This window comes from Streptomyces sp. NPDC058092 (assembly GCF_042884935.1).
In the GTDB taxonomy this organism is placed as follows: Bacteria; Actinomycetota; Actinomycetes; order Streptomycetales; family Streptomycetaceae; genus Streptomyces.
This window is the reverse complement of record NZ_JBHVSY010000010.1, coordinates 286,651-300,719: the sequence shown is the minus strand read 5'-3', so window position 1 is coordinate 300,719 and position 14,069 is coordinate 286,651. Positions and strand designations below refer to the sequence as shown.

The 14,069-nt window shown below is 70.0% G+C and carries 7 protein-coding genes and 1 pseudogene; 3 read left to right on the top strand and 5 right to left on the bottom strand.

Features of this window, described 5'->3' with window-relative positions; genetic code table 11:
* A pseudogene (locus ACFVV1_RS19420) lies at positions 1-139 on the top strand (RNA-guided endonuclease TnpB family protein); the annotation flags it as partial.
* Positions 140-315: 176 nt separating this feature from the next.
* Here the strand turns inward: ACFVV1_RS19420 and ACFVV1_RS19415 are convergent.
* The 3 genes from ACFVV1_RS19415 to ACFVV1_RS19405 form a co-directional block, all read right to left on the bottom strand.
* Positions 316-1,713: a maltokinase gene (locus ACFVV1_RS19415; RefSeq protein WP_389990471.1), complete on the bottom strand. Its 1,398-nt coding sequence runs from the start codon at positions 1,711-1,713 to the stop codon at positions 316-318.
* 229 nt (positions 1,714-1,942) lie between these two features.
* Positions 1,943-3,649 carry a maltose alpha-D-glucosyltransferase gene (gene treS, locus ACFVV1_RS19410; RefSeq protein ID WP_389990469.1) on the bottom strand — a complete coding sequence of 569 codons (1,707 nt, stop codon included), beginning with the start codon at positions 3,647-3,649 and terminating at the stop codon, positions 1,943-1,945.
* A complete protein-coding gene (locus ACFVV1_RS19405; RefSeq protein ID WP_389990467.1) occupies positions 3,646-5,697 on the bottom strand; it encodes an alpha-1,4-glucan--maltose-1-phosphate maltosyltransferase in 2,052 nt (683 codons plus the stop codon). Before ACFVV1_RS19405 ends, treS begins: the two co-directional genes overlap by 4 nt.
* A gap of 832 nt (positions 5,698-6,529) precedes the next feature.
* Here ACFVV1_RS19405 and glgP point away from each other — a divergent pair.
* On the top strand, positions 6,530-9,133 hold the full coding sequence (gene glgP, locus ACFVV1_RS19400; protein ID WP_389990465.1) for an alpha-glucan family phosphorylase: 2,604 nt from the start codon (positions 6,530-6,532) through the stop codon (positions 9,131-9,133).
* A 123-nt stretch (positions 9,134-9,256) separates the two neighbouring features.
* On the opposite strand, the gene ACFVV1_RS19395 is transcribed toward glgP, so the two are convergent.
* Both ACFVV1_RS19395 and ACFVV1_RS19390 read right to left on the bottom strand, forming a co-directional pair.
* Positions 9,257-11,287 (bottom strand): M4 family metallopeptidase, encoded by a 2,031-nt coding sequence (locus tag ACFVV1_RS19395; RefSeq protein WP_389990463.1) that lies wholly within the window; start codon positions 11,285-11,287, stop codon positions 9,257-9,259.
* A gap of 159 nt (positions 11,288-11,446) precedes the next feature.
* Positions 11,447-12,361, bottom strand: a complete 915-nt coding sequence (locus ACFVV1_RS19390) for a TetR/AcrR family transcriptional regulator C-terminal domain-containing protein (protein WP_389990461.1) — start codon at positions 12,359-12,361, stop codon at positions 11,447-11,449.
* Between the two features lie 249 nt (positions 12,362-12,610).
* Here ACFVV1_RS19390 and ACFVV1_RS19385 point away from each other — a divergent pair, with 249 nt between their 5' ends.
* Positions 12,611-14,056: an MFS transporter gene (locus ACFVV1_RS19385; protein ID WP_389990505.1), complete on the top strand. Its 1,446-nt coding sequence runs from the start codon at positions 12,611-12,613 to the stop codon at positions 14,054-14,056.
* The last annotated feature ends 13 nt before the right edge of the window (positions 14,057-14,069 follow it).

Genomic DNA, 14,069 nt, shown 5'->3' with positions numbered 1-14,069 from the left:
AGCCGTATCCCCCAGGGATAAGAACTCCGCCCGCGTGATGCTCGTCCGGGCTGGTCTCAACCCGGCTGGTGCTGATCGTGTAAGAGCTGACGGACCGCCGGACCGCAGCCAACGTGAGCCAGGAATCCCCTCCTTTTAGGGAGGGGAGGATGTCAAAGGGACAGCCTCCTCGGAGGGTGTTGTCGGGGCGGAACAGGGCCGAACGGGGCCGAACAGGGCCGAACAGCGGGGACGGACGAGGCGGGGCGGGACGGGCCGGGCGGTGGAGCGGGTGCGACGGCCGCGGGACCGCGAGCGGGCGGCGCCCCCGGGCCGTCAGTCGGCGACGGCGGCGGCCAGGCGGTGGATCGCCGCCATCGGGACCGGCAGCCAGTCGGGCCGGTGACGTGCCTCGTACAGCACCTCGTACACCGCCTTGTCGGTCTCGTGGGCGCGCAGCAGCTCCGGTTCGCTGCGCGGGTCGACGCCCGAGGCCTCGGCGTACCCCTCGCAGTAGGCGGTCCGGCAGTGCGCCGCCCACTCGGCGTTCCACGGGCGGTGCGAGCGGGCCGCGTAGTCGAAGGAGCGGAGCATGCCCGCGATGTCGCGCACCGGGGGCTGCGGCCGGCGGCGCTCGGGCAGTGGCCGGGCCGGTTCGCCCTCGAAGTCGATCAGTGACCAGAAGCCGTCGGCCGCGCGCAGCGTCTGGCCGAGGTGGAGATCGCCGTGGACCCGCTGGGCCGCCCAGTTGCGGCCCCGGTGCCCCAGCGCGGTCACCGCGTCGAAAGCGGTGCGCAGACCGGGGACGTACGGCATGAGCGCCGGTACCGCGTGCGCGGCGGCCTCCAGCCGCTGCACCATCGCGGCGGCGAGATGCTCGGTCTGGGCACGGCGCAGAGCGGGCTGCGGCAGGGCGACGGCGAGCGCGGTGTGGACCTCGGCGGTGGCCCTGCCGAGGGCGTGTGCCTCGACGGTGAAGTCGAGGCCCTTGGCGAGGGCGCGCAGGGCGAGCTGCCAGCCGTCCTCCGCGCCGCGCAGGAACGGCTGCAGGACGCCGAGGGTACACGGCTCGGGGGCGGCGGCCTCGAACCAGGCGACGGGGGCGGGCACCCGCCCACAGCCCTCGCGCGCGAGCGCGAGCGGCAGTTCCAGATCGGGGTTGGTGCCCGGGAAGATCCGGCGGAAGATCTTGAGGATGTAGGCGTCGCCGTAGACGAGCGAGGTGTTGGACTGCTCGGTGTCGAGCAGTCGCGGCGCCAGCCCCGCGGCGATCGGGGCGCCGCCCCGGTCGAAGCGCAGCGCGCCGAGGGTGCCGGGCGTACGGAACCTCTCCAGCAGGAGTTCGGCGAGGCGCGGGTCGTGCAGCCCCTCGTAGACGGTGCGGCCGGCAAGCGGCCCGTCCGTCACATGGCCGATGAGCGCGGGCGCCAGCCGCGGCGGCAGCACGGGCCGTACACCGAGCAGGATTTGGTAGCAGTCGTCCTGCGACTGCCCGGGCATGGACGGCTGATGGGCCCGGACCAGCAGATGGAGCAGCCCGGTGCGGGCGCCGACACATCCGGTGTCCACCGGCAGTATCTCGGTCGCCGACAGCAGCGAGAAGGCCGCGATCGGCTGTCCCTTGCCCGCGAACCACCGCTGCCGGGGCAGCCATTCGTGCAACAGGGGGGCGAGAGACGGGAGCAGAGCTGTGCTGTCGGCCAGGGCGACCCGAGTGGATGCAGCCTCCGACATGGCATCGCGTCCTTTCCCCGGGCACACCACAGGATGCGAAGAGTGTCCCGGATTGCGGCATTGGCTGTCCGGCTGTGCGGGACGTGTCGGGTCAGGATGGTCCGTACGGACTCGACTCGAAGGGTTCGAAACGTCAGAGGGGACCCGGAAGTGCTGGATGCGGGGGGAGAGTGCCCCGTGCGGGGCGGCGGAAACCGCCCCGCGGTGGGTGGTGGGAAGTGGCGCCCGGTCAGTTCGGCGGCGCGTCCTTGCGCAGCCGGAACCAGTAGAAACCGTGTCCGGCGAGAGTCAGCAGGTAGGGCCACTCACCGATGGCGGGGAAGCGCACCCCACCGATCAGCTCCACCGGATGACGCCCGTTGAACGACCGCAGATCGACCTCCGTCGGCTGCGCGAACCGCGAGAAGTTGTGTACGCACAGCACGAGATCGTCCCCGTGCTCCCGGGTGAAGGCGAGCACGGCGGGGTTCGACGACGGCAGTTCGCTGAACGAACCGAGACCGAAGGCGGGGTTCTGCTTACGGATCTCGATCATCCGCCGCGTCCAGTGCAGCAGCGACGACGGAGAGGCCATCGACGCCTCGACATTGGTGACTTGATAACCGTAGACCGGATCCATGATCGTGGGGAGGTAGAGCCGCCCGGGGTCGCTGGAGGAGAATCCGGCGTTCCGGTCGGGGGTCCACTGCATGGGTGTGCGTACCGCGTCCCGGTCGCCCAGCCAGATGTTGTCGCCCATCCCGATCTCGTCCCCGTAGTAGAGGATCGGGGAGCCGGGCAGGGACAGCAGCAGCGCCGTGAACAGCTCGATCTGGTTGCGGTCGTTGTCCAGCAGGGGGGCGAGCCGCCGCCGGATGCCGATGTTGGCCCGCATCCGCGGATCCTTGGCGTACTCCGCGTACATGTAGTCGCGTTCTTCGTCCGTGACCATTTCGAGCGTGAGCTCGTCGTGGTTGCGCAGGAAGATGCCCCACTGGCAGTTCTGCGGGATCGCCGGTGTCTTCGCCAGGATTTCGGAGACCGGGTAGCGGCTCTCGCGTCGGACGGCCATGAAGATCCGCGGCATCACCGGGAAATGGAACGCCATGTGGCACTCGTCGCCGCCGGCCTGGAACTCGCCGAAGTAGTCGACGACGTCCTCCGGCCACTGGTTGGCCTCGGCGAGCAGCACGGTGTCCGGGTAGTGCGCGTCGATCTCCTTGCGGACCCGCTTGAGGAAGTCGTGGGTCTCCGGGAGATTCTCGCAGTTGGTGCCCTCGCGCTGGTAGAGGTACGGCACGGCGTCCACGCGGAAACCGTCGATGCCGAGGTCCAGCCAGAAGCGCAGCGCGGAGATGATCTCCTCCCGCACCGCCGGGTTCTCGTAGTTGAGATCGGGCTGGTGGGAGAAGAACCGGTGCCAGTAGTACTGCTTGCGCACCGGGTCGAAGGTCCAGTTGGACGCCTCCGTGTCGACGAAGATGATCCGGGCGTCCGGGAACTGCTTGTCGTCGTCGGCCCAGACGTAGTAGTCGCCGTACGGCCCCTCCGGGTCGGTGCGGGACTGCTGGAACCACTCGTGCTGATCGCTCGTGTGGTTCATGACGAAGTCGATGATCACGCGCATGCCGCGCTGGTGGGAGGCGTCGACGAACTCCACGAAGTCGGCCAGGTCGCCGAACTCCGGGAGTACGGCGGTGTAGTCGGAGACGTCGTAACCGCCGTCGCGCAGCGGCGACTTGAAGAACGGCGGCAGCCAGAGGCAGTCGACGCCGAGCCACTGCAGATAGTCCAGCTTGGCGGTGATGCCCTTGAGGTCGCCGATGCCGTCGCCGTTGGAGTCCTGGAAGGACCGGACGAGGACCTCGTAGAAAACGGCGCGCTTGAACCAGTCGGGATCGCGGTCCTTGGCCGGGGTGTCCTCGAACAGGTCGTGGACGGGCTCATTGACGATCATGGTGTGGGTGACCCTCCGGTCGGCGGGGACGGTCGCAGGACGACGATGTGCGCGGGCGTGAGGCCCGGCTCCAGACGCACATAGAAGGTCCTGCCCCAGTGATAGGTATCGCCGGTGAGCTCGTCGCGCACCGGCACGCTCTCGTGCCGGTCGAGGCCGAGTCGCGGCATGTCCAACGAGACCGTGGCCTCGTGGGTGTGGTGCGGGTCGAGGTTGACGACCACCAGAACGATGTTCGAACCCGAACGCTTGCTGTAGACGATCAACGCGTCGTTGTCGACGGAGTGGAAGTGCACATCGCGCAGTTGCTGCAGCGCCGGGTGGCGGCGCCTGATGCGGTTGAGGCGGGTGATGAGCGGGGCAAGTGAGCGGCCCTCGCGCTCCGCCGACTCCCAGTCCCTGGGCCGGATCTCATACTTCTCCGAGTGGAGGTACTCCTCGCTGCCGGGCCGGATCGGGGTGTTCTCGCACAGTTCGTACCCCGCGTACACACCCCAGGTCGGAGAGAGCGTGGCGGCGAGAACGGCCCGCGCCTCGAAGGCCGGACGGCCCCCGTCCTGGAGGTAGCCCGACAGGATGTCCGGGGTGTTCACGAAGAAGTTGGGGCGCATGTAGGAGGAGGTCTCGCCCGACAACTCCGTCACGTAGTCGGTGATTTCCTGCCTGCTGTTGCGCCAGGTGAAATAGGTGTAGGACTGCTGGAAGCCGATGGCGGCGAGCGTACGCATCATTGCGGGCCGGGTGAATGCCTCGGCCAGGAAGATCACATCCGGGTCGGTCCGGTTGATATCGGCGATCACTTTCTCCCAGAAGATCACCGGCTTGGTGTGCGGATTGTCGACGCGGAAGATCCGCACCCCGTGATCCATCCAGAATCGGAGAATGCGCCCGGTCTCCTCGACCAGGCCACGCAGGTCCTTGTCGAAGGCGATCGGATAGATGTCCTGGTATTTCTTCGGCGGATTCTCCGCGTGCGCGATCGTGCCGTCCGCGCGGTGGTGGAACCAGTCGGGATGTTTTTCGACCCAGGGGTGGTCGGGGGAACACTGGAGCGCGAAATCCAGCGCGATCTCCATGCGCAGGGTGCGGGCGGTCGCGACGAAATGATCGAAGTCGTCGAGCGTGCCGAGCTCGGGATGGACGGCGTCGTGACCGCCCTCGGCCGAACCGATCGCCCAGGGCACGCCCACGTCGTGGGGAGCGGGGGAGAGCGAGTTGTCGGGGCCCTTGCGATGGGTGGTTCCGATGGGGTGGATGGGCGGGAGGTAGACGACGTCGAAACCCATGGCGGCGACCGCGGGAAGCCGTTCGGCGGCCGTACGGAGGGTGCCGCTGATGATCCTCTCCGGCTGGGCCGCCGTCTTTCCCGCCCTGCCGGTTCTGCCCCTCTTCGCCGTACCGGCGGGCTTGGCCGGTACCACCCTGGCGCCCTCCGAGCGGGGGAACAGCTCGTACCAGGAGCCGAACAGGGCCCGTCGGCGCTCGACCAGCAGGGGGAGCGGGTGGGACGCGGTGACCAGTTCGCGCAGCGGGTGACGGGCGAGCGCGGCCCGCGCCTCGGGGATGAGCGCGGCGGCGAGCCGGGCGGCGGCCGGGCGGGACTCGTCACGCAGGGCGTCGGCCGCGTCCAGCACCGCCTCGCGCCCGTCCCGCTTGGGCACGCCCGCGGCGGCCCGTTCGTACAGCCCGGCGCCCTCCGCCAGGACGAGCGTGGTGTCGATCCCGGCCGGGATCTTGATCCGGGCCTGCTGCCGCCAGGTGGTGACCGGATCGCTCCAGGCCTCGACCGTATACGTCCAGTGGCCCTCGGAGGCCGGGGTGACATCGGCGCCCCAGCGATCGGTACCGGGGGCGAGCTCGCGCATCGGCGTCCAGGGACCGGGGTGCCCGTTCGGATCCAGCAGGACCACATGGGCGGCGACGGCGTCATGGCCCTCCCGGAAGACGGTCGCGGTGACCTGGAAGGTCTCACCGGCAACGGCCTTGGCGGGCCTTCTGCCGCAGTCGACGAGCGGGCGGACGTCGAGGACGGGAATGCGACCGATCATGGAATCACCTGGGGACTGGGGCTCGGACCGAACGGGACGCGACGCGACCGCGGAGGGCGGAATTCGCGCACCACGACCGATGGGGTCCGTCCTTTCTAGCTGCTCTGTTGACGACTGACGGGGTGTGGGCATGGCCGCTCCTGTCCGCATTCACTCGAATGGCACTCGAATGGCTGGGGTGCGGATGTGTTTCGCGGAGGTAAACCGGCTGAACACCGGTCCCGCGGGTGCCTCGTATTCGTGCTGCATTCGGGCGGCATTCGCATGTTCCCGTGATGTACTCGGGCTCTGTACCGGAGAAGCCTTCCCACGGTTCCCGGGGGGCCAATCCGGTGGTGTGTCAACTACTCACGCGTATCTGTGACGATCTGAATGCGCCGGGCGCTGCCGCACGTGCACGGGCTCGTCGGTGCCTCCCGGACGCCACTGGGCAGCTTTCCCCTTGGTGCGAGGTGCCACAAGACCGGACGAGGGAAGGGAATCGGCCATTACCTGCGGGGCGGATGTGTATGTACGGGCCGTGAGGGGCGCCGGATGCGGATGAGGTGGGGGCGGGCGGCGCGGAGATCGCCCCCGGGCGGAAACGGAGCGGAACCGGAGCGGAACCGGGGCGGAAACGGAGCGGAACCGGGGCGGAACCGGGGCGGAACCGGGGCGGAACAGGGACGGAAACGGAGCGGACAGGGGCGTGTCCTGGGTCGGCGGCGCGCGCTGTGAGCCGGTCGCGCCGTGGTTGCGGGGCGTGGCCCACGGCTGACGTCGAGGGTGACGGAGCGGCGCACACCGTGGTGCGTCCCCTCGGATTCGCAGGTCCCCTGTAATGGTGGAATACGTGAAGGCCATTCGTCGATTCACCGTGCGTCCCGTCCTCCCCGATCCCCTTCAACCGCTCAGCGACCTCGCCCGCAATCTGCGCTGGTCCTGGCACACCGAGACCCGTGAGCTCTTCCAGGCCGTCGACCCGGAGGTCCGGCGGACGGCGGAGTGCGACCCCGTGCGGCTGCTCGGTGCCGTATCCGCCGGGCGACTCGCCGAGCTCGCCCGCGACCAGCAGTTCCTGCACCGGCTGACCGAGGCGTCCGCGGACCTCCGGAACTACCTGGACGGACCCAGGTGGTACCAGGAGCAACTGGCCCAAGGGGCGGAGCTGCCGGCCGCCGTCGCCTATTTCTCACCCGAGTTCGGGGTGACCGCCGCTCTGCCCCAGTACTCCGGCGGGCTCGGCATCCTCGCCGGGGACCACCTGAAGGCCGCCAGCGATCTCGGCGTCCCCCTCGTCGCGGTCGGTCTGCTCTACCGGCACGGCTACTTCCGCCAGAGCCTGTCCCGGGACGGCTGGCAGCAGGAGCACTACCCCGTACTCGATCCGAACGAGCTGCCGCTCACCCTGATGCGCGAAGCCGACGGCACCCCGAGCCGGGTGGTGCTGGCCCTTCCCGGTGGCCGTTCGCTGCACGCCCACATCTGGCAGGCCCAGGTGGGCCGTGTACCGCTGCTGATGCTCGACTCCGCCGTGGAGGAGAACGCGCCGGGCGAACGCGAGGTGACCGACCGGCTGTACGGCGGCGGCAGCGAGCACCGGCTGCTCCAGGAGATGCTCCTCGGCATCGGCGGCGTACGTGCGGTACGGACGTACTGCCGTCTCACCGGGCATCCGGCGCCCGAGGTGTTCCACACCAACGAGGGGCACGCGGGATTCCTCGGGCTCGAACGCATCCGTGAACTCTCCGGCACCGGGCTGGACTTCGACTCCGCGGTGGAGTCTGTACGGGCCGGCACGGTCTTCACCACCCACACTCCCGTGTCCGCCGGGATCGACCGGTTCGACCGCGAGCTCGTCGCCCGGCACTTCGGGGACGACGGCGAACTCCCGGGGGTCGGCGTCGAACGCATCCTGCAACTGGGCATGGAGACCTACCCCGGCGGTGAGCCCGAGCTCTTCAACATGGCGGTGATGGGACTGCGGCTGGCCCAGCGGGCCAACGGGGTCTCCACCCTCCACGGCTCGGTCAGCCGGGAGATGTTCGCCGGGCTGTGGCCGGGCTTCGACGCGGCGGAGGTGCCGATCACCTCGGTGACCAACGGCGTCCACGCGCCCACCTGGGTCGCGCCCGAGATCCTCCGGCTGCGCAAGGGCTACGGCGGCACACCCGGCCGCTGGGACTCCGCCGCCGACGTCCCGGACCGGGAACTCTGGGACCTGCGGCGGTCGCTGCGCGCACAACTGGTCACCGAGGTGCGGAGACGGCTCTACGCCTCCTGGCGCGACCGGGGCGCCGAAGCCGCCGAACTCGGCTGGATCGACAACGTGCTGGACCCGGACGTGCTGACGATCGGCTTCGCCCGGCGGGTGCCCTCGTACAAGCGGCTGACGCTGATGCTGCGCGACCGCGACCGCCTGCGGGAACTGCTGCTCCACCCGACCCACCCGATCCAGATCGTCGTCGCCGGCAAGGCCCACCCCGCCGACGACGGCGGAAAGCGGCTGGTGCGGGAGCTGGTGCGGTTCTCCGACGATCCCCGGGTGCGCCACCGCATCGTGTTCCTGCCGGACTACGGGATGGCCATGGCGCAGAAGCTCTACCCGGGCTGCGACGTCTGGCTCAACAACCCGCTGCGCCCCCTGGAGGCCTGTGGTACGAGCGGCATGAAGGCCGCGCTCAACGGCTGCCTCAATCTCTCGGTCCTCGACGGCTGGTGGGACGAGTGGTTCGAGCCGGACTTCGGCTGGGCGATCCCGACGGCCGACGGTCTGGCCCTGGACGAGGACCGCCGTGACGACCTGGAGGCGGGCGCCCTCTACGAGCTGATCGAGGACAGGATCGCGCCGCGCTTCTACGACCGGGGTGGCGAAGGGCTCCCCGAACGCTGGATCGAGATGGTCCGCCGCACGCTGGGCACCCTCGGGCCCAAGGTTCTGGCAGGTCGCATGGTGTCCGAGTATGTGGAGCGGCTGTACGCGCCCGCCGCGATCGCCCAGCGTGCGCTGGATCCCGGCACGGCCCGGCAGCTCGCCGACTGGAAGGCCAGGGTCCGCGCCGCCTGGCCGCGCGTCGCCGTCGACCATGTGGAGGCCGTGGCGCCCGATACGGCGGGCGGCTCGGCCGAGCTGGGGTCGACGCTGGTGCTGCGGGTCCGGATCGCCCTCGGGGTGCTGGAGCCGGCCGATGTGGAGGTCCAGGCGGTGGCCGGCCGGGTGGACGCCGCCGACGGCATCTCGGACGCCCAGGTCTTCCCCCTGAAGCCCACCGGGGGCCAGGACCTGGAGGGCCGCTGGCTGTACGACGGTCCGCTGGCCCTCGATCGCACCGGGCCGTACGGCTACACGGTGCGGGTGCTTCCCGCCCATCCGCTGCTGGCGACCGGCGCGGAACTCGGCCTGGTGACACTGCCCACGGAGTCGATGGGTGACGGCGCGGGTCTGCTGATGCGCTGACGTACCGTCCGCCCGGCCCCGGCACGCCCGCGGACGTGAAACCGCCCGGGAGGAAGCGAAAGCTCCTCCCGGGCGGTTCGTTCAGGAGCCGGATCCGGCTCCGGGTTCAGCAGGCCGACGGGTTCAGAACGTCAGCTTGAAGCTGTTGATCTTGCCGGTGTCGCCCGAGAAGACGTCCTGGACCTTCAGCTTCCAGGTGCCGTTGGCCGCCACGGACGAAGCGTTGACCGTGTAGGTCGTCTGGACGTTGTCCGCCGAGTCGGAGATCGAGGAGTTCTTCAGCCGGTAGGTCGTACCGTTCGGGGCGACGAGGTCGATGACCAGGTCACCGCGCCAGGTGTGGGTGATGTCCACGCCGACCTTGAGGGCGCTGGGCGCGTTGCCCGTGATGCCGGTGACGTTGACCGAGGTGGTGACGGCCGCGCCGCCGTCCGGGATCGCGACGGAGGTGGTGTTCTCGAAGACCGTGCCGGTGCCGGGGTCGCCGCCACCGGAGCGAGCGCCGACGTTGATGCCCGCCCAGGCGTCGGTGACGGCCTTGTACTCGGCGCTGGTCGTGCCGTACAGCTCACCGGCCACGGCGAGGGTACCGGTGCGGGCCGCCGCGTAGTTGGTGGTGGAGGTGAACTTGGTGGCGAGCGCCTTGAACCAGATCTGCTCGGCCTTGGCGCGGCCGATGCCGGTCACCGGCAGGCCGTCGGAGGTCGGCGAGTCGTAGGAGACGCCGTTGATGACCTTGGTGCCGCTGCCCTCGGAGAGCAGGTAGAAGAAGTGGTTCGCCGGGCCCGAGGAGTAGTGGACGTCGACGTTGCCGATGCCCGAGTACCACGCGTCCTTGGACGCGCCGTCCTTGCTCGGCTTGTCCATGTAGCGCAGCGGGGTGCCGTCGCCGTTGATGTCGATCTTCTCGCCGATGAGGTAGTCGCCCGGGTCCGAGGCGTTGTTGGCGTAGAACTCGACCGCGGTGGCCATGATGTCGCTGGTCGCCTCGTTGAGGCCACCGGACTCGCCGCTGTAGACCAGCTTGGCGGTGGCGGCGGTGACACCGTGCGACATCTCGTGCGCGGCCACGTCGAGCGAGGTCAGCGGTGCGGCGTTGGCCGAGCCGTCGCCGTACGTCATGCAGAAGCAGCTGTCCTGCCAGAAGGCGTTGACGTAGTTGTTGCCGTAGTGGACGCGGGAGTACGCGCCGACACCGTCACCCCGGATACCGGTGCGGCCGTGCACGTTCTTGTAGTAGTCCCAGGTCTCGGCCGCGCCGTAGTGGGCGTCCGCGGCGGCCGTCTCGGCGTTCGACGGGTTGCCGTTGCCCCACACGTCCGTGGAGTTGGTGAACAGCGTCCCGGTGCCGGACGAGCCGTGGTTCAGGTTGTACGTCTTGTGGTTGCCGCGACCCGTGTCGGTCAGCGTGTACGACGGCGCGGTGCCGAGGGTGACCTGGCCGCTGTACTGGGTGTTGCCGACGCCGTTCTCGACCGCCTGCCACTCGTACAGCTTCGCGCCGGAGGCCGCGTCCGTGACGACGTGCAGTTCGTTGGGGGTGCCGTCGTGCTGGAGACCGCCGACGACGGTCTCGTAGGCGAGCTGCGGCTTGCCCTGCGCCATCCAGACCACCTTGCGGGGTGCCCGGTCGGCCTCGGTCTTCTTGGAGCCGTCGGCCCTGGCGAGGCCGAGCGCCTGCTTCTCGGCCGCGGCGGGCGCGACATCGGCCGTCGTGTCCACGGCCTTCAGCTGACCGCTGCTGACCTTGGACGCCTTGGAGACGCTCTCGGTCGCCCCGGCCTTGGTCTCCTGGACGACCAGGTCGCCGCCGAGCACCGGAAGCCCGGCGAAGGTGCGCTCGTAACGGGTGTGCGTGGTGCCGTCGTTGTCCTGGACGACATCCCGGACGACGAGCTTCTCCTGAGAACCGAGACCGAGCTCCTTGGCTGTGGCCGCCTTGCTCGCGTCGGCCTCACGGATGAGCTCGGCGCGCTGGGACGGGGTGAGCTGCTTGGCCAGTGCGCCGCGGTTGGCGCCGGCGGTCGCTGCCGCCGCTGTGGCGCTGCCCGGGGTGGCAGTGGCCGTACCGGTCTGGACTCCGACGGCGAGGAGGGCTGCTGCGGCTATCAGAGCGCCGGTCGCGGTGGCACGACGGCTGGGGGTGGATCTCACGCGGACTCCTTCTGCGAGGGGGGTACCGGCGGCAGGTGGCCGTCGGAAGAACGAGAAGTGCGCAGAACGGGGTGAAGAGTGTCAGCCGGAGGACGGTCCTGTCAGGACCGCGTCAACAAGTTGGCCGGAAGTCGTCCGTTGCCGGAAAAGTCATGTTCGTTAAGCGGACGTTTCGCCGATCATCATCGCGATGCCGTCCAGCGTTCTCCGCAGGCCGAATTCGAAGAGCGCGTCGAGGTCGAGCTCGAACTCATCGTGTTCGAACAGCGAGTTGAGGAACGGGTAGTCGCCACTGGCCGAGATGGCCTCGAACTGTGGCTCATTTCTTACCATCCACTCCGCGGCGGACAGCCCGGTGTCCTGACGCGCCTGTGTCTCCATGTCGCCGGCCATGGCAAGTCCCTGGACGTGGGCGAAAAGGGTGAGATGGATGTGCAGCTTCGTGTACGGCGGCAGCCCGGTGCCGGCCAGGGCGTGCAGCACCCACTCCGTGTACCGCATGGCGTGCGGGGACGCTGTCGGCCGGGTGAAGGAAGCCACGGCCTGCGCCATCCACGGATGGCGCCCGTACACCGACCGGAGCCACCGGGCGGCGAGTTCAAGTCCGGACCGCCAGTCGTGGGGCGCGGCGCCCGGCGGGCGTTCACCGAACACCTCGTCCGACATCAGCCGGACCAGCTCGGCCTTGCCCGGCACATGGCGGTACAGCGCCATGGTGGAGGTCGCCAGCATGGTCGCGACCCGACGCATGGACACCGCGGGCAGCCCTTCGGCGTCGGCCAGGTCGACGGCGGTACGCACGATGCGCTCACGGCTCAGGACAGGACCGCTCCCCGGCCCGGCGCCCCCCGGAGCGCGCCGCTCGACGACGACCGTGCCGACCCCCGGCACCGCCCGCACGAGCCCTTCGCCGCGCAGCACCGACAGCGCCTTGGTGGCGGTCGCCATGGCGACACCCCACTCCCGGACGACGGCACGGGTGGAAGGCACCCGGTCGCCCGGGGCGAGCTCGCCGGAGACGATCCGGCGGCGGATCTCCCCGGCGATGCCGAGGTAGGGCGGTTCGTTCTGCACGCGTGCACCGTACTAGTGCACCGGAAACGCCGTACACCCCGTCAACTCGGGGAATATGAGCGGCTGTACGAGACGCCGGGAGGTGCACTACGGCGCTGTTTGCGGTGTACGCGGCGCCGCTGCTGTGCTCCCGGCATGACCTCAGGACCGCGTATCCCGGCACCACCCGTATCCGCCTCCGGCACCGACGCGCCCGAGCCCGCCGCGCCACGCGCCGGACGCCGTGAGTGGACCGCGCTCGGCGTGCTGATGCTGCCGCTGCTCTTCGTCTCGATGGACATCTCCGTCCTCTTCTACGCGCTGCCCGCCATCGGCGCAGACCTTCGACCGGGCTCCACCCAGCAGTTGTGGATTCTCGACATGTACGGCTTCGTCCTCGCCGGACTGCTCATCACCATGGGCGCGCTCGGTGACCGCATCGGCCGCCGGACCGTACTGATCGCCGGCACGGTCCTCTTCGCCGCGGCCTCGGTCGCCGCCGCCTACGCCCAGTCACCGGGGGCACTGATCGCCGCCCGGGCGCTCCTCGGTGTGGGCGGTGCCTGTCTGATGCCGTCCACCCTCGCCCTCGTCCGCAACCTCTTCCACGACCAGCGGCAGCGCTCCAGGGCGGTTGCCCTCTGGACGACCGTGATGGCCACCGGCATCTCCGTCGGCCCGGTCGTCAGCGGCGCCCTTCTCGAACGCTTCTGGTGGGGCGCCGTCTTCCTCGTCAACCTGCCCGCGATGGCACTCCTGCTGGTTCTCGCACCACTGCTGCTGCCGGAGTCCAGGACCCCCGCTGCGGGCAGGTTCGATGTCCTGAGCGCGGTGCTCTCGCTCGCCGCGCTGCTGCCGCTGATCCACGGCATCAAGGAACTCGCCAAGCACGGCTACCAGCCCCTGCCGGCGCTCGGCATCACCGCGGGACTCGCCCTGGGCTTCGTCTTCCTCCGCAGGCAGGCCCGCCTCGCGCACCCGATGGTCGACCTCGCGCTCCTGCGTCGCCGCGCCTTCGGCGGATCGGTCCTCGTCAACCTGCTGGCCATGGCGGCGACGGTCGGATTCGCGGCGTTCTTCTCCCAGTACGTGCAGTCCGTCCTGGGCAAGAGTCCCTTCGAGGCGGCCATGTGGAGCCTGGTGCCGTCCCTCGGCGTCATGGCCGCCGCCCCGGCGGCCGGTGCGCTCGCCCGGCGGTTCGACCGCGGGTACGTCATGGGCGGCGGGTTCCTCGTCGCCGCCTCGGGCTTCCTCTCACTCACCCGGATCGGGACCGACTCGCCGCTCTGGGTGACACTCACCGGGTCCGCCGTCTACGCGGGCGGCCTGGTCTCCGCGATGACGCTCGCCAACGAACTCGCCCTGGGCGCCGCACCGCCCGAGCGCGCGGGCTCCGCTGCCGCCGTTCTCGAATCGGGTCAGGAGCTCGGCGGCGCCCTGGGGATGGCGATGCTCGGTTCGGTCGGCGCCGCCGTCTACGGCCGGGACATGAGCGCTACGGCCCCCGGCGCACCCGACGCCGTGCGGGAGACCCTGTCAGGCGCGGTCGCGGTCGCCCGGCAGCTCCCGGACCAGCTGCGGGAGACGGTGCTCGCCTCGGCGGACCGGGCCTTCACCCACAGCCTGGGCATGGCAGCGGCCGGTGCCGCCGCCGTGATGATCGGCGCCGCTGTGCTCTGCGTCCTCCTGCTCCGGGGCGTCCGTACGCTGCGGTGAGGCCCGCGGCCAC

Excerpts from the sequence above, each read along its gene's own strand:
- ACFVV1_RS19415 (WP_389990471.1), bottom strand. The coding sequence starts at position 1,713 with ATGTCGGAGGCTGCATCCACTCGGGTCGCCCTGGCCGACAGCACAGCT.
- treS (WP_389990469.1), bottom strand. The coding sequence starts at position 3,649 with ATGATCGTCAATGAGCCCGTCCACGACCTGTTCGAGGACACCCCGGCC.
- ACFVV1_RS19405 (WP_389990467.1), bottom strand. The coding sequence starts at position 5,697 with ATGATCGGTCGCATTCCCGTCCTCGACGTCCGCCCGCTCGTCGACTGC.
- ACFVV1_RS19385 (WP_389990505.1), top strand. The coding sequence starts at position 12,611 with ATGCTGCCGCTGCTCTTCGTCTCGATGGACATCTCCGTCCTCTTCTAC.